Source organism: Kitasatospora sp. NBC_01287, from assembly GCF_026340565.1.
Taxonomy (GTDB): Bacteria; Actinomycetota; Actinomycetes; order Streptomycetales; family Streptomycetaceae; genus Kitasatospora.
Genome location: NZ_JAPEPB010000001.1, coordinates 5480755 through 5498246 on the forward strand (window position 1 = coordinate 5480755; position 17492 = coordinate 5498246).

The window sequence follows — 17492 nt, forward strand, 5'->3', positions numbered from 1 at the left end:
GGCCGCAGCCGGGTGGCGCCCCCGCGTACGCGCAAGGACCAGGAGGTACAGCACCCGCCATGAGTGTCGATTTCGTCATCCCCTACTACGGGGACCCGGAGTACCTGTTCGCCACCATCGACAGCGTCCGGGCCCAGCACCGGCAGGACTGGCGGCTGACCATCGTGGACGACGGGTACCCGGGGAACCGAGCGTTCGAGTACATCCAGACCCTGGGCGACGACCGGATCCGTTACCAGCGCAACGATGAGCGCCTGGGTCCCAACGGCAACACCTACAAGGCGTCCCAGCTGGCCGAGCGGGAGTTCGTCTGCATGATGGGCGCCGACGACCTGCTGGAGCCGGACTACCTCGATGTCGTGCTGGAGCGGCTGGAGGCGGATCCGCAGGCCATCATGGTCCAGCCCGGCGTGCGCCTCATGGACAGTGACGGCAACCTGCTGCCCTCGGCGGGTCTGGGGGACAAGGTCAAGCACGCCATCAGCTCCTCGGCGCGCAAGGCCGGCCGGATCAGCGGCGAGGCCGCGGTCAAGGGCCTGCTGGCCGGTAACTGGCTGTACACGCCCTCGCTGACCTACCGCCAGTCGGCGCTGTCGAAGATCCCCTACCGCCCGGACATCGACGCCTGCCACGACCTGGCGTTCGTGGTCGACATGCTGATGGACGGCGGCACCCTGCTGGTCGACCCGCGGGAGGTGTTCCGCTACCGCCGGCACCAGGCCAGCGACTCCTCGCAGCGCGCCAAGGACGGCAAGCGGTTCGACGAGGAGGCCCGCTACTACGCGCTGATCGCCGACGAGTTGCGCGGCCGTGGCTGGAACGGTGCGGCTCGGGCGGCCGACCTGCACCTGACCTCCCGGCTGCACGCCCTGATGCTGGCGGTCGGCCGGCTCGGTGCGGGCGACTTCGCGCACGCTGGGACGATGGCCGGCAAGGCGCTGCGCGGCAAGTGAGCGCCACGACCATCAGCGGTGACCCGGCCGGCCGCGGGGCCACACCCGCGGCGTCGACCCCGCGCCGGCGCGCGCGCGGGACCGCGCGGCCGGCCGGGGCCCGGCGGGACCCTCGCCTCCTGACGACCCTGGCGCTGGCCGTCGGCTACGTCCTCCAGGTCGGCTTCCGGCTGTGGTTGGTCCGCAACCGGGACTGCCCGGCCGTACTGCCGGACGAGACGTACTACCTGGTCCAGGCGCGCATCCTCGCGGGCCTGCCCACCACCTCGATCCCCGGTGACCAGGTCGTGCCGAGCGGCTACTCGCTGCTGATCTCGCCGGCCCTGCGGATCAGCCACAACCCTGTCACCGCCTACCACCTGATCATGGGTATCAACGCCCTGATGAGCTGCCTGGTGCTGCCGCTGGCCTACCTGGCACTGCGCCGGCTGGCGCTCTCGCGTCCGGTGGCCCTCATCTTCGCCACCGCGGCCGTCATGCTGCCGCCGGTGGTGTTCTACTCGCAGTACGCGATGGCGGACACGGCCCTGCCGGCCCTGTTGTTCGCTTGGCTGCTCGGCATCCACGGCCTGCTGTCGCCGGGCACGGTCCGCCGCCGGGTCGGCTACGGCCTGCTGGCCGCACTGGCGGCCGGCTACTCCCAGCTGACCCACGACCGCGGCGGCGTGGTGGTCGCGTTGACCGTCCTGGTGCTGCTGGCGGCGTTGGTCCGCGGCTGGGCGCCGCGGGTCGCCACGGCGTCCGCGCTGGGCGTGATCGCGGTCCTGTTCGCGGTGAAGCAACTGATGACCTCGTGGCTGACGTCCGTCATCGACGGCGCCAAGCCCACGGCTGTGGGCAATGCGGTGCTGGACTCGCTGACCGACACCCATCTGCTGCACCGCACGGTGATGCGCACCGTCGGGCACCTGTGGTATTTCGTCGTCCAGTCCTGGGGCCTGGGCGCGCTGGCGGCCGTTGTGTGCGTGGCGTGTGTCTTCCACCGCCGCTTGCCGCGGGCCGACCGGGTGGTCGCGTTCCTCCTGGTGGGGCTGCTGGTGGGAGTTGCGGTGGCGGCCGCGGCCGCGCTGGAGGAGGACTACCGCTACGACACCGTCACCTACGCCCGCTACCTGTCGCCCCTGGTCCCGGTCTTCTTCGTGGTCGCCGCGGCGGTGCTCTGCCGGCTGTCCGGCCGCCTGCTGCTCTGGCTGACCCTGGGCACGGTGGCTCTGGCCCTGGCACAGACCGAGCTGCTGCTCAAGCTCGCCGAGAAGACCTTCCCCAAGGACCACTACGTCCGGTGGGGGCTGCCCGACGCCTCCTTCCTGCAGAGCCGCTGGACCGGCCGGTGGAACGAGTACCACGTGGTGATCACCATCGTGGTCGCGCTGGTCGTCTTCGCCGCCGTGATGCTGATCCGGTTCGCCGGCGGGCGTCGTCGTGCCGTTGTGGCCACCGCTGTGGCCGGCCTGGCGCTGGCGGCGCTGGCCGGGTACGCGACGGCGACCATCACCGACTACGTGACCAAGCCCACGCAGAACGCGGCCCACGAGAGCTCGATCGACTTCACCCGGCAGGCGGGGATCACCCCTGACGACCGGGTCGTCATGGACGGTCACTTCGATTGGACATCACGGACGGTGATGCCCTATCTACAGCTGCGCGGTCGGACCTGGGTCTGGCAGCTGCTGGACGACCCGCACCCGCCGGCCGATGCCAACGTCGCGGTACTCGGTATCTGGGGTGGCGGCAAGCCCGCGACGGCGAGTTGGCCGAACGCCCCCGCGGGCTGGCACGTCGCGGTGGCCAGGCCCGATCTGAACTGGGTCGTCTGGCGCCGTGACTGATCTCGGTCGGCGATAGTCGGGGCCGGCGTGGCACATACCACGCCGGCCCCGATTGGCTTTCCCACCTCGTGCTATGGCAGGATGTCCAAGTTGCTCGGTTGAGTGCCGATGCTGCGCGCCTCCCGCCGGGAGGACCGGAAGCGAGTCCCATGTACTCGTCGTTCCCGTGATGGCCGTTCATGTGGCCGCGTTGTACCCCAGGGTGCCGCGTGTGGCCGCAGTGGTGTGTAAGCGACACCGCGGCAGCTGCGGGGCGGACGTACGGGAATCTTCCGGGAAGCGTGGGCAGGGCCTCGACCCGGCGTTCTGTGGGTGCAAGGCAATCCGGATCCTCGGGAAGAGGATTTCTGCTCTTTTTTAAGCGCGGGCGCGACACGCCCGAGCGCGGGGGCCGGAGGGCAACCACCCAGGATCACCACCGAACGAGTCCGCCGGACGAGTTCGGCCGTAGTAGCAGCAGACGACACAAAGGACTACTGAGTAGCCATGGCGGGACAGAAGATCCGCATCCGGCTCAAGGCCTACGACCACGAGGTGATTGACTCCTCGGCGAAGAAGATCGTCGAGACCGTCATTCGCACTGGTGCGCAGGTCGCGGGCCCGGTGCCGCTGCCCACTGAGAAGAACGTGTACTGCGTCATCCGCTCGCCGCACAAGTACAAGGACTCGCGCGAGCACTTCGAGATGCGCACTCACAAGCGTCTGATCGACATCCTCGACCCGACCCCGAAGACCGTTGACTCGCTGATGCGCCTCGACCTTCCGGCCGGCGTCGACATCGAGATCAAGCTCTGAGAGGCGCGACGAAGATGGCAAAGCAGATTAAGGGCATCCTGGGCGAGAAGCTCGGCATGACCCAGGTCTGGGACGAGAACAACCGGATCGTTCCGGTGACCGTCGTCAAGGCCGGGCCCAATGTCGTGACCCAGGTCCACACCGCCGACAGCGCGAGCGGCTACGACGCCGTGCAGATCGGCTTCGGCGAGATCGACCCCCGCAAGGTGAACAAGCCCCTCGCGGGTCACTTCGCCAAGGCCGGTGTCACCCCGCGCCGCCACCTGGTCGAGCTGCGTACCTCGGACGCGTCCGAGTACACGCTGGGCCAGGAGATCACCGCCGAGCTGTTCGAGGCGGGTGTCAAGGTCGACGTGACCGGCACCTCCAAGGGCAAGGGCTTCGCCGGTGTCATGAAGCGTCACAACTTCAAGGGCCTCGGCGCCGGGCACGGCGTGCAGCGCAAGCACCGTTCGCCCGGCTCGATCGGTGGCTGCGCCACCCCGGGTCGCGTGTTCAAGGGCATGAAGATGGCCGGCCGGATGGGCCACGAGCGCGTGACCACCCAGAACCTGACCATCCACGCCGTTGACGCGGAGAAGGGGCTGCTCCTGATCAAGGGAGCGATCCCCGGTCCGAACGGCGGCCTCATCCTCGTCCGCACCGCGGCGAAGGGGCTGTGAGGATATGAGCACCATTGACATCCTGTCGCCCTCGGGTGACAAGACCGGCAGCCTCGAGCTGCCCGCCGAGATCTTCGACGCCAAGGTCAGCGTTCCGCTGATGCACCAGGTCGTCGTGGCGCAGCTCGCTGCGGCCCGTCAGGGCACCCACAAGGTCAAGACTCGCGGCGAGGTCCGAGGCGGCGGCCGCAAGCCGTACCGCCAGAAGGGCACCGGCCGCGCCCGCCAGGGCTCGACCCGTGCGCCGCAGTTCGCCGGCGGTGGCGTCGTGCACGGTCCCGTGCCGCGCGACTACTCGCAGCGGACCCCGAAGAAGATGATCGCCGCCGCCCTGCGCGGTGCGCTCACCGACCGGGCCCGCCACAACCGCATCCACGTCATCACCGGCGTGACCGCGACCGAGGCGCCGTCGACCAAGGCCGCCAAGGGCCTGTTCGGCAAGATCACCGAGCGCAAGAACGTCCTCCTGGTCGTCGAGCGCGCGGACGAGCTGGGCCTGAAGTCCGCTCGCAACCTGCCGCACGTGCACATCCTGGACGCGGGTCAGCTGAACACCTACGACGTGCTCGTCTCCGACGATGTGGTCTTCACCCAGGCCGCCTTCGAGCGTTTCGTGGCCGGTCCGGCCGCGTCCGCGAAGGCCGTTGCCGCTGAGGGCGAGCTCGAAGGGAGCGCCGCCTGATGAGCGACGTTACGAGCAAGACGTTCACGGACCCCCGTGACGTCCTGGTGAAGCCGGTCATCTCCGAGAAGAGCTACGCGCTCCTCGACGAGAACAAGTACACGTTCGTCGTGTCGCCCGGTGCCAACAAGACCCAGATCAAGCAGGCCGTCGAGGCGGTCTTCTCGGTCAAGGTCGAGTCCGTCAACACGCTCAACCGTCAGGGCAAGCGCAAGCGCTCCAAGACGGGCTTTGGCAAGCGCAAGGACACCAAGCGCGCCATCGTGACGCTGGCTGAGGGCAACCGCATCGACATCTTCGGTGGTCCGGTCTCCTAACGGAGGTCCGGATCGTCGTTAAGGACGAGGACGAGAGAGCCAAATGGGCATCCGCAAGTACAAGCCGACTACGCCGGGCCGTCGTGGCTCCAGCGTGGCCGACTTCGTAGAGATCACGCGGTCCACGCCGGAGAAGTCGCTGGTTCGCCCCCTGCACAGCAAGGGCGGCCGTAACAACGCCGGTCGTATCACCGCTCGCCACCAGGGTGGCGGACACAAGCGCGCCTACCGCGTGATCGACTTCCGTCGTCACGACAAGGACGGCGTGCCGGCCAAGGTCGCGCACATCGAGTACGACCCGAACCGCACCGCGCGCATCGCGCTCCTGCACTACGCGGACGGCGAGAAGCGCTACATCATCGCCCCCCGCGGCATCACGCAGGGTGACCGGATTGAGAACGGCCCGACGGCCGACATCAAGCCCGGCAACAACCTGCCGCTGCGCAACATCCCGGTCGGTACCACCATCCACGCGGTGGAGCTGCGTCCCGGCGGCGGTGCCAAGATGGCCCGCTCCGCCGGCTCCGGCATCCAGCTGCTCGCCCGTGAGGGTCGCATGGCGCACCTGCGCATGCCCTCCGGTGAGATCCGCCTGGTCGACGTGCGCTGCCGCGCCACCGTCGGCGAGGTCGGCAACGCCGAGCAGTCGAACATCAACTGGGGCAAGGCCGGCCGTATGCGCTGGAAGGGCGTTCGCCCGACCGTGCGTGGTGTGGCCATGAACCCGATCGACCACCCGCACGGTGGTGGTGAGGGCAAGACCTCCGGTGGTCGCCACCCGGTTTCGCCGTGGGGCAAGAAGGAGGGTCGCACCCGCAAGCCCGGTAAGGCTTCGGACGCTCTCATCGTGCGCCGCCGCAAGACCAACAAGAAGCGCTAGGAGCAGGTCAGATGCCGCGCAGTCTCAAGAAGGGCCCCTTCATCGACGGCCACCTCATCAAGAAGGTGGACGTACAGAACGAGGCGGGTACCCAGAACGTCATCAAGACCTGGTCCCGTCGCTCCGTGATCAGCCCGAGCATGCTCGGTCACACGATCGCGGTCCACGATGGCCGCAAGCACGTCCCGGTGTTCGTCACCGAGTCGATGGTCGGCCACAAGCTCGGCGAGTTCGCGCCGACGCGTACGTTCCGCGGTCACGTCAAGGACGACCGCAAGTCGAAGCGTCGCTAGTCGCCGGCTGAAAGCAACGACTATGACTGACACCAGCAAGGGGACAACCATGGAAGCCAGGGCCCAGGCGCGGTACATCCGCGTCACGCCCATGAAGGCCCGCCGCGTGGTGGACCTCATCCGTGGCATGAGCGCCACGGAGGCCCAGGCGGTCCTGCGTTTCGCTCCGCAGGCCGCGACCGTGCCGGTCGGCAAGGTGCTGAACAGCGCCATCGCCAACGCCGCGCACAACTACAACCACAACAACGTGGACGACCTCGTCATCAGCGAGGCGTACGTTGACGAGGGCCCGACCCTGAAGCGGTTCCGTCCGCGTGCCCAGGGCCGTGCCTACCGGATCCGCAAGCGGACCAGCCACATCACCGTGGTCGTCAGCAGCAAGGAAGGGACCCGGTAATGGGCCAGAAGGTTAACCCGCACGGGTTCCGCCTCGGCATCAGCACGGACTTCAAGTCCCGCTGGTACGCCGACAAGCTGTACAAGGACTACGTCAAGGAAGACGTCGCCATTCGTCGCATGATGACGAAGGGCATGGAGCGCGCCGGCATCTCGAAGGTTGAGATCGAGCGCACCCGCGACCGCGTCCGCGTCGACATCCACACCGCTCGCCCCGGCATCGTCATCGGCCGGCGCGGCACCGAGGCCGACCGCATCCGCGGCGACCTCGAGAAGCTGACCGGCAAGCAGGTCCAGCTGAACATCCTCGAGGTCAAGAACCCCGAGCTGGACGCCCAGCTCGTGGCTCAGGGCGTCGCGGAGCAGCTGTCCTCCCGCGTCTCCTTCCGCCGTGCCATGCGCAAGTCGATGCAGGGCACCATGAAGTCCGGCGCCAAGGGCATCAAGGTCCAGTGCTCCGGTCGTCTCGGCGGCGCCGAGATGAGCCGTTCGGAGTTCTACCGCGAGGGTCGTGTGCCGCTGCACACGCTGCGCGCGAACGTCGACTACGGCTTCTTCGAGGCCAAGACGACCTTCGGCCGCATCGGCGTGAAGGTCTGGATCTACAAGGGCGACGTCAAGAACATCGCCGAGGTCCGCGCTGAGAACGCCGCTGCCCGCTCGGGCAACCGTCCGGCCCGCAACGACGCCCGCCCCGCGCGTGGCGGCGAGCGCGGTGGCCGTGGCGGCGAGCGCGGTGGCGCCCGTGGCGGCCGTCGTCCCGCGAGCACCGAGGCCCCCGCGGCCGCGGTGAACGAGGCGCCGGCTGCTGAGAGCACCGGAACGGAGGCCTGACCGACATGCTGATCCCCCGTCGGGTCAAGCACCGCAAGCAGCACCACCCGAAGCGCCGTGGCGCTGCCAAGGGTGGCACCGAACTCGCCTTCGGCGAGTACGGCATCCAGGCCGTCACCCCGGCCTACGTGACGAACCGGCAGATCGAGTCCGCTCGTATCGCCATCACCCGTCACATCAAGCGTGGTGGCAAGGTCTGGATCAACATCTACCCGGACCGCCCCCTCACGAAGAAGCCGGCCGAGACCCGCATGGGTTCCGGCAAGGGTTCGCCGGAGTGGTGGATCGCCAACGTTCACCCGGGACGGGTCATGTTCGAGCTGTCCTACCCCAACGAGAAGGTTGCTCGTGAGGCGCTGACCCGCGCTGCTCACAAGCTCCCGATGAAGTGCCGGATTGTCCGGCGCGAGGCAGGTGAGAGCTGATGTCGGCCGGCACCAAGGCTGCTGAGCTGCGCGAGCTGGACAACGAGGGTCTCGTTGCCAAGCTCCGCGAGGCCAAGGAGGAGCTGTTCAACCTCCGCTTCCAGGCGGCGACCGGACAGCTCGACAACCACGGACGGCTCCGGCTGGTCCGTAAGGACATCGCGCGGATCTACACCCTGATGCGCGAGCGCGAGCTGGGCATCGAGACGGTGGAGAGCGCCTGATGACTGAGAACACCACCAACGAGACTGAGACGCGCGGTTTCCGCAAGACCCGTGAGGGTCTCGTCGTCAGCGACAAGATGGACAAGACCGTCGTCGTCGCCGTCGAGGACCGCGTCAAGCACGCTCTGTACGGCAAGGTCATCCGCCGTACGAACAAGCTGAAGGCGCACGACGAGGCGAACGCCTGTGGCATCGGTGACCGGGTCCTCCTCGCGGAGACCCGCCCGCTGTCCGCGACGAAGCGCTGGCGCGTCGTCGAGATCCTCGAGAAGGCCAAGTAACGAAGCCGATGTGGTACGGCCGTATGTGCACCAGGTCCTCGCGCGGTTCCGCGCGGGACGCTGGTGTGAGCAGCGGCCGGCCCGTCGTCTCTCGTTGACGATCAGGAGAAAGCTGTGATCCAGCAGGAGTCGCGACTGCGCGTCGCCGACAACACGGGTGCCAAGGAGATTCTCTGCATCCGCGTTCTCGGTGGCTCCGGTCGCCGCTACGCCGGTATCGGGGACGTCATCGTCGCAACCGTCAAGGACGCGATCCCCGGTGGCTCGGTGAAGAAGGGCGATGTCGTCAAGTGCGTCATCGTCCGCACCGTGAAGGAGCGCCGTCGCCCCGACGGTTCCTACATCCGGTTCGACGAGAACGCCGCTGTCGTTCTCAAGAACACCGATGGTGACCCCCGTGGTACCCGCATCTTCGGCCCGGTGGGCCGCGAGCTGCGTGACAAGAAGTTCATGAAGATCATCTCGCTGGCGCCGGAGGTGCTCTAACCCATGGCGAACAGCATGAAGATCAAGAAGGGTGACCTGGTCCAGGTCATCACCGGCAAGGACAAGGGCAAGCAGGGCAAGGTCATCCAGGCCCTGCCCACCGAGAACAAGGTCCTCGTCGAGGGTGTGAACCGGGTCAAGAAGCACACCAAGCCCGGCCAGGGCACCGCCGGTGGCATCATCACCGTCGAGGCCCCGGTGCACGTCTCCAACGTGCAGCTGGTCGTGGAGAAGGACGGCAAGAAGGTCGTCACCCGCGTTGGCTACCGCTTCGACGACGAGGGCAACAAGATCCGCGTTGCCAAGCGGACCGGTGAGGACATCTGATGTCTGAGACGACTGTTGAGAAGGTGGCCCCCCGCCTCAAGGAGCGTTACAACTCCGAGATCAAGGGCCAGCTGCAGGAGGAGTTCTCGTACGAGAACGTCATGCTGATCCCCGGCCTGGTCAAGGTCGTGGTCAACATGGGTGTCGGCGAGGCTGCTCGTGACAGCAAGCTGATCGAGGGCGCGATCAAGGATCTGACCGCGATCACCGGTCAGAAGCCGGCCGTGACCAAGGCTCGTAAGTCCATCGCGCAGTTCAAGCTGCGCGAGGGCCAGCCGATCGGCACCCACGTCACCCTTCGTGGTGACCGCATGTGGGAGTTCCTGGACCGTCTGGTGTCGCTGGCTCTGCCGCGTATCCGTGACTTCCGTGGTCTCTCCCCCAAGCAGTTCGACGGCCGTGGCAACTACACCTTCGGTCTGACCGAGCAGGTTATGTTCCACGAGATCGACCAGGACAAGGTCGACCGTCAGCGCGGTATGGACATCACCGTCGTGACCACCGCTCAGACCGACGACGAGGGCCGGGCGCTCCTGCGCGCTCTGGGCTTCCCGTTCAAGGAGGCGTGAGCCAATGGCGAAGAAGTCCCTCATCGCGAAGGCCGAGCGTAAGCCGAAGTTCGGCGTTCGGGCCTACACCCGGTGCCAGCGCTGCGGCCGTCCGCACTCGGTGTACCGCAAGTTCGGCCTGTGCCGTGTGTGCCTCCGTGAGATGGCGCACCGCGGCGAGCTGCCGGGCGTGACCAAGAGCTCCTGGTAGTCCTTACCCAAGGCGCCCGAGCTCCAGGTAGCACAGCGAAGCAGAGGTGCCCGACCCGCTCCTTTTGGGTTCCAGTTCCGGATCCCGTAAGGTAGTGGGGTCGGGCCCCCTGCCGTGGCATTCCCTATGGATGTCCGCGGCCCTCTACCGAGGGCTCGCACCCAGTCTTACTAACGCCGCAGGTCCCCTGCGTCTGTGCCCCTGCCGAACTCCTCGCGGAGTGCGGCGGGGGGACCTGGCGCGGAGAAACCACGGCGAGAGAGGCCTGAGGCCATCATGACCATGACCGACCCCATCGCAGACATGCTCACGCGTCTGCGTAACGCGAACTCGGCGTACCACGACTCCGTGGCGATGCCGGCTAGCAAGATCAAGTCGCACGTCGCGCAGATCCTGCAGCAGGAGGGTTACATCTCCAGCTGGAAGGTCGAGGAGCCGCAGGAGGGCGAGGTCGGCAAGAAGCTGACCATCGAGCTCAAGTTCGGCCCCAACCGCGAGCGCTCGATCGCTGGTATCAAGCGCATCAGCAAGCCGGGCCTGCGGGTCTACGCAAAGTCCACCAACCTGCCGAAGGTGCTCGGCGGCCTGGGCGTGGCGATCATCTCCACGTCCTCCGGCCTCCTCACCGACAAGCAGGCCGCCAAGAAGGGCGTAGGCGGAGAAGTTCTCGCCTACGTCTGGTAATTCGGGAAACGGAGGTACAGCAATGTCGCGTATTGGACGGCTGCCCATCCCGGTTCCCGCCGGCGTGGACGTCACCATCGATGGCCAGACGGTCGGCGTGAAGGGCCCCAAGGGTTCCCTCGCGCACGTCGTCGCCGAGCCGATCGAGATCAGCAAGGACGAGACCGGCACCCTGGTCGTCTCGCGCCCGAACGACGAGCGTCAGTCGAAGGCCCTGCACGGCCTGACGCGCACGCTGGTGGCGAACATGATCACCGGCGTGACCGCGGGCTACCGCAAGTCGCTGGAGATCAGCGGTGTTGGTTACCGTGTCGCAGCGAAGGGCTCCTCGATGGAGTTCCAGCTCGGCTACAGCCACCCGATCCTGATCGAGGCCCCGGAGGGCATCTCCTTCGTGGTCGAGTCGCCCACCAAGTTCCACGTGGACGGGATCGACAAGCAGCTGGTCGGCGAGGTTTCGGCCAAGATCCGCAAGCTGCGCAAGCCCGACCCGTACAAGGCCAAGGGCGTCAAGTACGCGGGCGAGGTCATCCGCCGCAAGGTCGGAAAGAGTGGTAAGTAAGCGATGAGCGTCTCTGTCAAGATCGGCAAGGGCAACGCCTACAAGCCCTCTGCCCGCAAGCGTCGCGCGATCCGTGTGCGCAAGCGCGTCACCGGCACCGAGGTTCGTCCTCGCATGGTCGTGACCCGCTCGAACCGCCACATCTTCGCCCAGGTCATCGACGACGCCAAGGGTCACACCCTCGCGTCGGCGTCCACCCTCGACGTGTCCGTCAAGGGCAACGAGGGCGACAAGACCGAGCTGGCCAAGAAGGTCGGAGCCCTGGTCGCCGAGCGCGCCAAGGCCGCCGGCATCGAGACGGTCGTCTTCGACCGCGCGGGCAACCGTTACGCGGGGCGCATCGCCGCCCTGGCGGACGCCGCCCGTGAGGCTGGGCTCGACTTCTAAGCCGCTCGTCGGCTCAGTCGACGGACGTAATCGAGAGAGGTAATTCCAATGGCTGGACCCCAGCGCCGCGGTAGCGGCGCCGGCGGCGGCACCGGTGGCGAGCGGCGCGACCGTAAGCGTGATGGCCAGGGCAACGCCCCGGTCGTCGAGAAGACTGCTTACGTCGAGCGCGTTGTCGCGATCAACCGTGTCGCCAAGGTTGTCAAGGGTGGTCGTCGTTTCAGCTTCACCGCGCTGGTCGTGGTGGGCGACGGTGACGGCACCGTGGGTGTCGGTTACGGGAAGGCGAAGGAGGTTCCGGCCGCCATCGCCAAGGGTGTTGAGGAGGCCAAGAAGAACTTCTTCAAGGTCCCCCGTATCCAGGGCACCATCCCGCACCCGATCCAGGGCGAGAAGGCCGCTGGCGTCGTGCTCCTGAAGCCGGCTTCCCCCGGTACCGGCGTTATCGCCGGTGGCCCGGTGCGTGCCGTCCTGGAGTGCGCCGGCGTCCACGACATCCTGTCGAAGTCGCTCGGCTCGGACAACGCGATCAACATCGTGCACGCCACGGTTGCCGCGCTGAAGGGCCTCGTGCGCCCCGAGGAGATCGCGGCCCGCCGCGGTCTGCCGCTCGAGGACGTGGCCCCGGCCGCCCTGCTGCGCGCTCGCGCCGCGGGCACCGCCGCCGCGACCGCTGGGGCGGGTGTCTGATGGCTCGCCTGAAGATCACGCAGACCAAGTCCTACATCGGCAGCAAGCAGAACCACCGCGAGACGCTGCGCTCGCTGGGTCTGAAGCGCATGCACGATGTGGTCGTCAAGGAGGACCGTCCCGAGATCCGCGGGATGGCCCAGACCGTGCGTCACCTCGTCACGGTCGAGGAGGTGGACTGAGATGGCTGACTCGCCGATCAAGATCCACAACCTGCGTCCCGCCCCGGGCGCCAAGACCGACAAGATCCGTGTCGGTCGTGGTGAGGCGTCCAAGGGTAAGACCGCCGGTCGTGGTACCAAGGGCACCAAGGCCCGCTACCAGGTTCCGCAGCGCTTCGAGGGTGGCCAGATGCCCCTCCACATGCGCCTGCCGAAGCTGAAGGGCTTCAAGAACCCCTTCAAGATCACCTTCCAGGTGGTCAACCTCGACAAGCTGGCCGAGCTCTACCCGCAGGGTGGCGAGGTCACGGTCGAAGGTCTCGTCGAGAAGGGCGCGGTTCGCAAGAACTCGCTCGTCAAGGTGCTCGGCACCGGCGAGATCTCCGTCGCGCTGCAGGTCTCGGTGGACGCCGTCTCCGGCTCCGCCGCCGAGAAGATCAAGGCCGCCGGCGGCACCGTCATCGAGCTCATCTGAGCTCGCTGACAAACCGCTGAGATCGTGCTGATCCCGCGCTGACGTCAGGTCAGAACCAGAGCCCCGTCCCTCTTTCGAGGGGCGGGGCTCTGGTCATTCGTGTGTTCATCAGCATGACTTTGGCGTTCAACCCAGGCCAAAACCGGGCATCTGGGCGTGCCATGGGCAACCCCGCGCTTCGCGCGCTTCTTCTTCGTTGCCGCGCACTGTTAGAGTCCGTGGAGTTCCCTTGTAGCCTCCCCCGGGCTGCCGTGGAGCAGGACCGACCCCAACTCCCCATTCAGGACCGACCCTCCCGCCGACGACGTGCGGGAGGCGCAGGAGGCACCGTGCTCAGTGCGTTCGCGCGGGCGTTCAAGACGCCCGACCTGCGCAAGAAGCTGCTGTTCACGCTGGGCATCATGGTGCTGTTCCGGATGGGTGCGCACATCCCCGTCCCCGGCGTCAACTTCAAAGCCGTGAACGAGTGCGTGAAGCAGAGCAGCAACGGCCTCTTCGGCCTCGTCAACCTGTTCAGCGGCGGTGCGCTGCTGCAGTTGACGATCTTCGCGCTCGGCATCATGCCGTACATCACCGCCAGCATCATCCTCCAGCTGCTCACCGTCGTGATCCCGCGACTGGAAGCGCTGAAGAAGGAGGGGCAGGCCGGCACCGCCAAGATCACCCAGTACACCCGCTACCTGACCATCGCCCTGGCCATCCTGCAGGGCACCGGCATCGTGGCGACCGCCTCCAACGGCGCGCTCTTCTCCACCTGCCCGGTCGGCAACGAGGTCGTACCGGACACCTCGGTCTTCCGCATCGCCACCATGGTCATCTGCATGACCGCGGGCACCACGATGATCATGTGGCTCGGCGAGCTGATCACCGACCGCGGCATCGGCAACGGCATGTCGATCCTGATCTTCACCTCGATCGCCTCCGGTTTCCCCGGCAACCTCTGGACGATCAAGAAGCTCGGCAAGATCGGCGGCGGCTGGGTCGACTTCTTCGCGGTGATCGCGGTCGGCATCGTGGTGGTGGTCCTGGTCATCTTCGTGGAGCAGGCGCAACGCCGGATTCCGGTGCAGTACGCCAAGCGCATGATCGGTCGGCGGGCCTTCGGCGGGACCTCGACCTACATCCCGCTCAAGGTGAACCAGGCCGGTGTCATCCCGGTCATCTTCGCCTCCTCGCTGCTGTACATCCCGGCGCTGGTCGCGCAGCTGACGAACAGCAAGGCCGGCTGGGCGACCTGGATCCAGAACAACTTCACCAAGGGCGACCACCCCGCCTACATGGTCACGTACTTCGTGCTGATCGTGTTCTTCGCCTTCTTCTACGTCGCGATCTCCTTCAACCCCGAAGAAGTTGCCGACAATATGAAGAAGTATGGTGGCTTCATCCCCGGCATCCGGGCCGGTCGGCCGACCGCCGAATACCTGAACTACGTGCTGACCCGCATCACCTGGCCGGGTTCGCTCTACCTGGGCCTCATCGCGTTGATCCCGATGATCGGCCTGGTCGCCCTCAACGCGAGCACCACGATCCCGTTCGGTGGCACCAGCATCCTCATCATCGTCGGTGTCGGACTCGAAACTGTGAAGCAGATCGAGAGCCAGCTCCAGCAGCGTAATTACGAAGGGTTCCTCCGCTGATGCGTATCGTCCTCGTCGGACCTCCCGGGGCCGGGAAGGGTACTCAGGCGCACGTGCTCGCCAAGACCCTGTCCATTCCCCACATCTCGACCGGTGACCTCTTCCGGGCCAACATCAGCCAGGGCACCCCGCTGGGTGTCGAGGCGAAGAGCTACATGGACCAGGGTCGGCTGGTACCGGACGAGGTCACCATCGGGATGGCCAAGGACCGGCTCCAGCACCAGGACACCGCCCAGGGCTTCCTGCTGGACGGCTTCCCGCGCAACCTGGAGCAGGCCAAGGCCCTGGACGAGTTCCTCACCGAGCAGGGCATCGCCCTGGACGGGGTGCTCGACCTGGAGGTCCCCGAGGACGAGGTGGTCAAGCGCATCGCCGGCCGCCGCCTGTGCCGCAACAACGGAGCCCACGTCTTCCACGTGGTCTACAACCCGCCGGTCGCCGAGGGCGTCTGCGACGAGTGCGGTGGCGAGCTCTACCAGCGCTCGGACGACACCGAGGAGTCGGTGCGGGTCCGCCTGGAGGAGTACCACTCCAAGACCGAGCCGATCATCGACTACTACCGCCAGCAGGGCCTGGTCACCACGATCTCGGCGCTCGGCAAGGTGGACGAGGTCACCCAGCGCGCGGTGGACGCGCTGGAGGCCGGCAAGCAGGGCTGAGCAAGCCCCTCGCACATCCCGCGGCCGCGGCACCCCCTTCCCGGGGTGCCGCGGCCGTCCGGCGTCGTACGGTGGGGGAGAGGAGCGGCCGTCCGGCGAGCGCCCGGGCCGGCCCGCGGCAGCCGAAGCCCCCAGTACCGCAGCAGCACCGAGTACCGCAGGCCCGCGGCACCGCAGAGATACCGACGAAAGGCACTGGCCAAGATGGTGGAGATCAAGACCCCCGAGCAGATCGCGAAGATGCGAGCGGCCGGGCTGGTCGTCGCGGAGGCGCTCAAGGCCTGCCGCGAGGCGGTCGCCCCCGGGGTGAGCACCCAGGAGCTCAACGACATCGCGGCCAAGGTGATCGCCGACCACGGAGCCACCTCCAACTTCCGCGCGCACCACGGCAGCCTCTGGTTCCCCGGGGTGATCTGCGCCTCGGTGAACAACGAGGTGGTGCACGGCATCCCCGGTGAGCGGGTGCTGGCCGAGGGCGACCTGATCTCCATCGACTGCGGCGCCATCGTGGACGGCTGGCACGGCGACGCCGCCATCACCGTGGCGGTCGGCGAGGTCAGGCCCGAGGTCGAGATGCTCAGCCGGGTGACCGAGGGCTCGATGTGGGCCGGCATCGCGCAGATGAAGAAGAGCAACCGCCTGGTCGACGTCTCCAAGGCGATCGAGGGCTTCATCCGCCGCCAGCCGCTGCCGCCCAAGGGCAAGTGGGGCATCACCGAGGGCTACGGCGGCCACGGCATCGGCACCGCGATGCACATGGAGCCGCACGTGCTGAACTACGTCGAGCGCGGCCGCGGCAAGGGCCCCAAGCTGGTCCCCGGCACCGTGCTGGCGATCGAGCCGATGGTCTCGCTCGGCACGCCGCACACCTCGGTGCTGGAGGACGACTGGACGGTCGTCACCAACGACGGCACCTGGGCCTCGCACTGGGAGCACTCGGTGGCCATCACCGAGCAGGGCCCCCTGGTGCTCACCGCCTTCGACGGTGGAAAGGCCCAGCTCGCGGCCCTCGGGGTGACCGCGGCTCCCGATCCGCTGGCCTGAGCCGGTATCGTCTGGGATCGATCCGCCAGGCGAAACCGGACATAAGGGGAACAAGACAGTGCTCAAGGGCTTCCGCGACTTCATGATGCGCGGCAACGTCGTCGACATGGGCGTCGGTATCGTGATCGGCTCCGCCTTCACCGCGGTGGTCGGCGGCTTCGTGAAGGCCTTCCTCACCCCGCTGGTGGGTGTGGTGGTCGGCGCGACCGGTGACTTCAGCTCGTACACCTTCAAGGTGCTGAACGTCGAGTTCCCCTACGGGCAGTTCCTCAACGTGCTGATCACGTTCGTGCTGACCGCCGCGGTGCTCTACTTCTTCGTGGTGCTGCCGGTGGCCAGGGCCTCCGCCCGCTACCTGCCGAAGAAGCCGAAGGCCGCCAAGCGCCCGTGCCCCGAGTGCCTGACCGAGATACCTGAGGCGGCCAGCCGCTGCTCGGCCTGCACCGCGCCGGTCCAGCCGCTGGTCGCGGCCGGTATCGGCCCGCAGCGCTGAGGTCCGGGGTCACCTGTCAGGTACTGTAGGATGGATCGTCGGCTCACTCGTAGCGTGCTTCAGCACGCCCTCTTCCCTCACAGGGGCGGGGTGAACCCAGGTTCGCACGAGCGTGCCGCATACGGTAGCCGGTCCCGGAAGGTGGATCTCGTAGTTCATGGCAAAGAAGCAAGGCGCCATTGAGATCGAGGGCACCGTGATCGAGTCTCTCCCGAACGCGATGTTCAAGGTAGAGCTGCAGAACGGTCACAAGGTCCTCGCGCACATCAGCGGCAAGATGCGGATGCACTACATCCGAATCCTGCCGGATGACCGCGTCGTCGTGGAGCTGAGCCCCTACGACCTGACTCGCGGACGCATCGTCTACCGCTACAAGTAAACAGCTCCCCGCAAGATCTAGACCCGGAGAACCTGAATCATGAAGGTCAAGCCGAGCGTCAAGAAGATCTGCGACAAGTGCAAGGTGATCCGCCGCCACGGCCGGGTCATGGTGATCTGCGACAACCTGCGCCACAAGCAGCGCCAGGGCTGATCCTTCCGCATTTCTCGTAGTACCT

At 67.1% G+C, this 17492-nt stretch carries 29 protein-coding genes; all 29 read left to right on the top strand.

Translation table 11 applies throughout. The features are described 5' to 3' along the window. Nucleotides 1-59: 59 nt before the first annotated feature. The 29 genes from OG455_RS23650 to rpmJ all read left to right on the top strand — a co-directional run bounded on the left by OG455_RS23650 (nucleotide 60) and on the right by rpmJ (nucleotide 17467). Nucleotides 60-953, top strand: a complete 894-nt coding sequence (locus OG455_RS23650; RefSeq protein ID WP_266296816.1) for a glycosyltransferase — start codon at nucleotides 60-62, stop codon at nucleotides 951-953. Further along, on the top strand, nucleotides 950-2782 hold the full coding sequence (locus tag OG455_RS23655) for a hypothetical protein (protein WP_266296818.1): 1833 nt from the start codon (nucleotides 950-952) through the stop codon (nucleotides 2780-2782). Before OG455_RS23650 ends, OG455_RS23655 begins: the two co-directional genes overlap by 4 nt. A gap of 486 nt (nucleotides 2783-3268) precedes the next feature. Further along, entirely contained in the window at nucleotides 3269-3577 is a 309-nt protein-coding gene (gene rpsJ, locus OG455_RS23660; RefSeq protein WP_012785157.1) for a 30S ribosomal protein S10, read from the top strand. Between the two features lie 14 nt (nucleotides 3578-3591). Beyond that, a complete protein-coding gene (gene rplC, locus OG455_RS23665; RefSeq protein ID WP_266296820.1) occupies nucleotides 3592-4239 on the top strand; it encodes a 50S ribosomal protein L3 in 648 nt (215 codons plus the stop codon). 4 nt (nucleotides 4240-4243) lie between these two features. Next, nucleotides 4244-4921, top strand: coding sequence for a 50S ribosomal protein L4 (gene rplD / locus OG455_RS23670; RefSeq protein ID WP_266296822.1), 678 nt, complete (start codon nucleotides 4244-4246; stop codon nucleotides 4919-4921). Beyond that, the gene (gene rplW, locus OG455_RS23675) at nucleotides 4921-5238 is read left to right on the top strand and encodes a 50S ribosomal protein L23 (RefSeq protein ID WP_101381383.1); all 318 of its coding nucleotides are present in this window, start codon (nucleotides 4921-4923) and stop codon (nucleotides 5236-5238) included. Before rplD ends, rplW begins: the two co-directional genes overlap by 1 nt. A 43-nt stretch (nucleotides 5239-5281) precedes the next feature. Then, entirely contained in the window at nucleotides 5282-6118 is an 837-nt protein-coding gene (gene rplB, locus OG455_RS23680; protein ID WP_266296827.1) for a 50S ribosomal protein L2, read from the top strand. 11 nt (nucleotides 6119-6129) lie between these two features. After that, nucleotides 6130-6411: a 30S ribosomal protein S19 gene (rpsS, locus tag OG455_RS23685; RefSeq protein ID WP_030232469.1), complete on the top strand. Its 282-nt coding sequence runs from the start codon at nucleotides 6130-6132 to the stop codon at nucleotides 6409-6411. 49 nt (nucleotides 6412-6460) lie between these two features. Beyond that, nucleotides 6461-6808, top strand: coding sequence for a 50S ribosomal protein L22 (rplV, locus tag OG455_RS23690; RefSeq protein WP_266296830.1), 348 nt, complete (start codon nucleotides 6461-6463; stop codon nucleotides 6806-6808). Beyond that, nucleotides 6808-7641: a 30S ribosomal protein S3 gene (gene rpsC, locus OG455_RS23695; protein ID WP_266296832.1), complete on the top strand. Its 834-nt coding sequence runs from the start codon at nucleotides 6808-6810 to the stop codon at nucleotides 7639-7641. The genes rplV and rpsC overlap by 1 nt, the downstream gene beginning before the upstream one ends. Before the next feature lie 5 nt (nucleotides 7642-7646). Beyond that, on the top strand, nucleotides 7647-8066 hold the full coding sequence (gene rplP / locus OG455_RS23700; protein ID WP_266296834.1) for a 50S ribosomal protein L16: 420 nt from the start codon (nucleotides 7647-7649) through the stop codon (nucleotides 8064-8066). Then, entirely contained in the window at nucleotides 8066-8290 is a 225-nt protein-coding gene (gene rpmC, locus OG455_RS23705; protein WP_110670525.1) for a 50S ribosomal protein L29, read from the top strand. The genes rplP and rpmC overlap by 1 nt, the downstream gene beginning before the upstream one ends. Further along, nucleotides 8290-8571 carry a 30S ribosomal protein S17 gene (rpsQ, locus tag OG455_RS23710; protein ID WP_266296838.1) on the top strand — a complete coding sequence of 94 codons (282 nt, stop codon included), beginning with the start codon at nucleotides 8290-8292 and terminating at the stop codon, nucleotides 8569-8571. Before rpmC ends, rpsQ begins: the two co-directional genes overlap by 1 nt. Nucleotides 8572-8685: 114 nt before the next feature. Next, entirely contained in the window at nucleotides 8686-9057 is a 372-nt protein-coding gene (gene rplN / locus OG455_RS23715) for a 50S ribosomal protein L14 (RefSeq protein ID WP_030263487.1), read from the top strand. Nucleotides 9058-9072: 15 nt separating this feature from the next. Continuing rightward, a complete protein-coding gene (gene rplX, locus OG455_RS23720; RefSeq protein ID WP_266300927.1) occupies nucleotides 9073-9384 on the top strand; it encodes a 50S ribosomal protein L24 in 312 nt (103 codons plus the stop codon). Continuing rightward, complete coding sequence (gene rplE, locus OG455_RS23725; protein ID WP_266296841.1) at nucleotides 9384-9953, top strand: 50S ribosomal protein L5; 570 nt, start codon at nucleotides 9384-9386, stop codon at nucleotides 9951-9953. Before rplX ends, rplE begins: the two co-directional genes overlap by 1 nt. Nucleotides 9954-9957: 4 nt before the next feature. After that, nucleotides 9958-10143: a type Z 30S ribosomal protein S14 gene (locus OG455_RS23730; RefSeq protein ID WP_030393303.1), complete on the top strand. Its 186-nt coding sequence runs from the start codon at nucleotides 9958-9960 to the stop codon at nucleotides 10141-10143. Between the two features lie 276 nt (nucleotides 10144-10419). Beyond that, nucleotides 10420-10827 carry a 30S ribosomal protein S8 gene (gene rpsH, locus OG455_RS23735; RefSeq protein WP_266296842.1) on the top strand — a complete coding sequence of 136 codons (408 nt, stop codon included), beginning with the start codon at nucleotides 10420-10422 and terminating at the stop codon, nucleotides 10825-10827. Between the two features lie 22 nt (nucleotides 10828-10849). Continuing rightward, nucleotides 10850-11389, top strand: a complete 540-nt coding sequence (gene rplF, locus OG455_RS23740) for a 50S ribosomal protein L6 (protein WP_266296843.1) — start codon at nucleotides 10850-10852, stop codon at nucleotides 11387-11389. Between the two features lie 3 nt (nucleotides 11390-11392). Continuing rightward, on the top strand, nucleotides 11393-11776 hold the full coding sequence (gene rplR / locus OG455_RS23745) for a 50S ribosomal protein L18 (protein ID WP_266296844.1): 384 nt from the start codon (nucleotides 11393-11395) through the stop codon (nucleotides 11774-11776). A gap of 48 nt (nucleotides 11777-11824) precedes the next feature. After that, nucleotides 11825-12466, top strand: a complete 642-nt coding sequence (gene rpsE, locus OG455_RS23750; protein ID WP_266296845.1) for a 30S ribosomal protein S5 — start codon at nucleotides 11825-11827, stop codon at nucleotides 12464-12466. Next, the gene (gene rpmD / locus OG455_RS23755) at nucleotides 12466-12648 is read left to right on the top strand and encodes a 50S ribosomal protein L30 (protein WP_030300409.1); all 183 of its coding nucleotides are present in this window, start codon (nucleotides 12466-12468) and stop codon (nucleotides 12646-12648) included. The genes rpsE and rpmD overlap by 1 nt, the downstream gene beginning before the upstream one ends. A gap of 1 nt (nucleotide 12649) precedes the next feature. Next, a complete protein-coding gene (gene rplO / locus OG455_RS23760) occupies nucleotides 12650-13102 on the top strand; it encodes a 50S ribosomal protein L15 (RefSeq protein WP_266296848.1) in 453 nt (150 codons plus the stop codon). 329 nt (nucleotides 13103-13431) lie between these two features. Then, entirely contained in the window at nucleotides 13432-14739 is a 1308-nt protein-coding gene (gene secY, locus OG455_RS23765; protein WP_266296849.1) for a preprotein translocase subunit SecY, read from the top strand. Further along, a complete protein-coding gene (locus OG455_RS23770) occupies nucleotides 14739-15398 on the top strand; it encodes an adenylate kinase (protein ID WP_266296850.1) in 660 nt (219 codons plus the stop codon). Before secY ends, OG455_RS23770 begins: the two co-directional genes overlap by 1 nt. A gap of 204 nt (nucleotides 15399-15602) precedes the next feature. Next, on the top strand, nucleotides 15603-16442 hold the full coding sequence (gene map / locus OG455_RS23775) for a type I methionyl aminopeptidase (RefSeq protein WP_266296851.1): 840 nt from the start codon (nucleotides 15603-15605) through the stop codon (nucleotides 16440-16442). A 58-nt stretch (nucleotides 16443-16500) separates the two neighbouring features. Beyond that, nucleotides 16501-16935, top strand: a complete 435-nt coding sequence (mscL, locus tag OG455_RS23780; RefSeq protein ID WP_266296852.1) for a large conductance mechanosensitive channel protein MscL — start codon at nucleotides 16501-16503, stop codon at nucleotides 16933-16935. 157 nt (nucleotides 16936-17092) lie between these two features. After that, nucleotides 17093-17314: a translation initiation factor IF-1 gene (gene infA, locus OG455_RS23785; RefSeq protein ID WP_003956442.1), complete on the top strand. Its 222-nt coding sequence runs from the start codon at nucleotides 17093-17095 to the stop codon at nucleotides 17312-17314. Nucleotides 17315-17353: 39 nt separating this feature from the next. After that, complete coding sequence (rpmJ, locus tag OG455_RS23790; protein WP_003956441.1) at nucleotides 17354-17467, top strand: 50S ribosomal protein L36; 114 nt, start codon at nucleotides 17354-17356, stop codon at nucleotides 17465-17467. Nucleotides 17468-17492 lie beyond the last annotated feature (25 nt).

Bases quoted from the DNA above. Each gene is read 5' to 3' on its own strand.
- rplX (WP_266300927.1), top strand. From the start codon at position 9,073: ATGAAGATCAAGAAGGGTGACCTGGTCCAGGTCATCACCGGCAAGGAC.
- rpmC (WP_110670525.1), top strand. From the start codon at position 8,066: ATGTCGGCCGGCACCAAGGCTGCTGAGCTGCGCGAGCTGGACAACGAG.
- rplD (WP_266296822.1), top strand. From the start codon at position 4,244: ATGAGCACCATTGACATCCTGTCGCCCTCGGGTGACAAGACCGGCAGC.
- rplF (WP_266296843.1), top strand. From the start codon at position 10,850: ATGTCGCGTATTGGACGGCTGCCCATCCCGGTTCCCGCCGGCGTGGAC.
- rpsC (WP_266296832.1), top strand. From the start codon at position 6,808: ATGGGCCAGAAGGTTAACCCGCACGGGTTCCGCCTCGGCATCAGCACG.
- OG455_RS23650 (WP_266296816.1), top strand. From the start codon at position 60: ATGAGTGTCGATTTCGTCATCCCCTACTACGGGGACCCGGAGTACCTG.
- rplR (WP_266296844.1), top strand. From the start codon at position 11,393: ATGAGCGTCTCTGTCAAGATCGGCAAGGGCAACGCCTACAAGCCCTCT.
- rpsJ (WP_012785157.1), top strand. From the start codon at position 3,269: ATGGCGGGACAGAAGATCCGCATCCGGCTCAAGGCCTACGACCACGAG.
- rplP (WP_266296834.1), top strand. From the start codon at position 7,647: ATGCTGATCCCCCGTCGGGTCAAGCACCGCAAGCAGCACCACCCGAAG.
- rplW (WP_101381383.1), top strand. From the start codon at position 4,921: ATGAGCGACGTTACGAGCAAGACGTTCACGGACCCCCGTGACGTCCTG.
- rpmD (WP_030300409.1), top strand. From the start codon at position 12,466: ATGGCTCGCCTGAAGATCACGCAGACCAAGTCCTACATCGGCAGCAAG.
- OG455_RS23770 (WP_266296850.1), top strand. From the start codon at position 14,739: ATGCGTATCGTCCTCGTCGGACCTCCCGGGGCCGGGAAGGGTACTCAG.
- map (WP_266296851.1), top strand. From the start codon at position 15,603: ATGGTGGAGATCAAGACCCCCGAGCAGATCGCGAAGATGCGAGCGGCC.
- rpsS (WP_030232469.1), top strand. From the start codon at position 6,130: ATGCCGCGCAGTCTCAAGAAGGGCCCCTTCATCGACGGCCACCTCATC.
- infA (WP_003956442.1), top strand. From the start codon at position 17,093: ATGGCAAAGAAGCAAGGCGCCATTGAGATCGAGGGCACCGTGATCGAG.
- rpsH (WP_266296842.1), top strand. From the start codon at position 10,420: ATGACCATGACCGACCCCATCGCAGACATGCTCACGCGTCTGCGTAAC.
- rplB (WP_266296827.1), top strand. From the start codon at position 5,282: ATGGGCATCCGCAAGTACAAGCCGACTACGCCGGGCCGTCGTGGCTCC.
- rpsQ (WP_266296838.1), top strand. From the start codon at position 8,290: ATGACTGAGAACACCACCAACGAGACTGAGACGCGCGGTTTCCGCAAG.
- rpsE (WP_266296845.1), top strand. From the start codon at position 11,825: ATGGCTGGACCCCAGCGCCGCGGTAGCGGCGCCGGCGGCGGCACCGGT.
- rplC (WP_266296820.1), top strand. From the start codon at position 3,592: ATGGCAAAGCAGATTAAGGGCATCCTGGGCGAGAAGCTCGGCATGACC.
- rpmJ (WP_003956441.1), top strand. From the start codon at position 17,354: ATGAAGGTCAAGCCGAGCGTCAAGAAGATCTGCGACAAGTGCAAGGTG.
- OG455_RS23730 (WP_030393303.1), top strand. From the start codon at position 9,958: ATGGCGAAGAAGTCCCTCATCGCGAAGGCCGAGCGTAAGCCGAAGTTC.
- rplV (WP_266296830.1), top strand. From the start codon at position 6,461: ATGGAAGCCAGGGCCCAGGCGCGGTACATCCGCGTCACGCCCATGAAG.
- rplO (WP_266296848.1), top strand. From the start codon at position 12,650: ATGGCTGACTCGCCGATCAAGATCCACAACCTGCGTCCCGCCCCGGGC.
- rplE (WP_266296841.1), top strand. From the start codon at position 9,384: ATGTCTGAGACGACTGTTGAGAAGGTGGCCCCCCGCCTCAAGGAGCGT.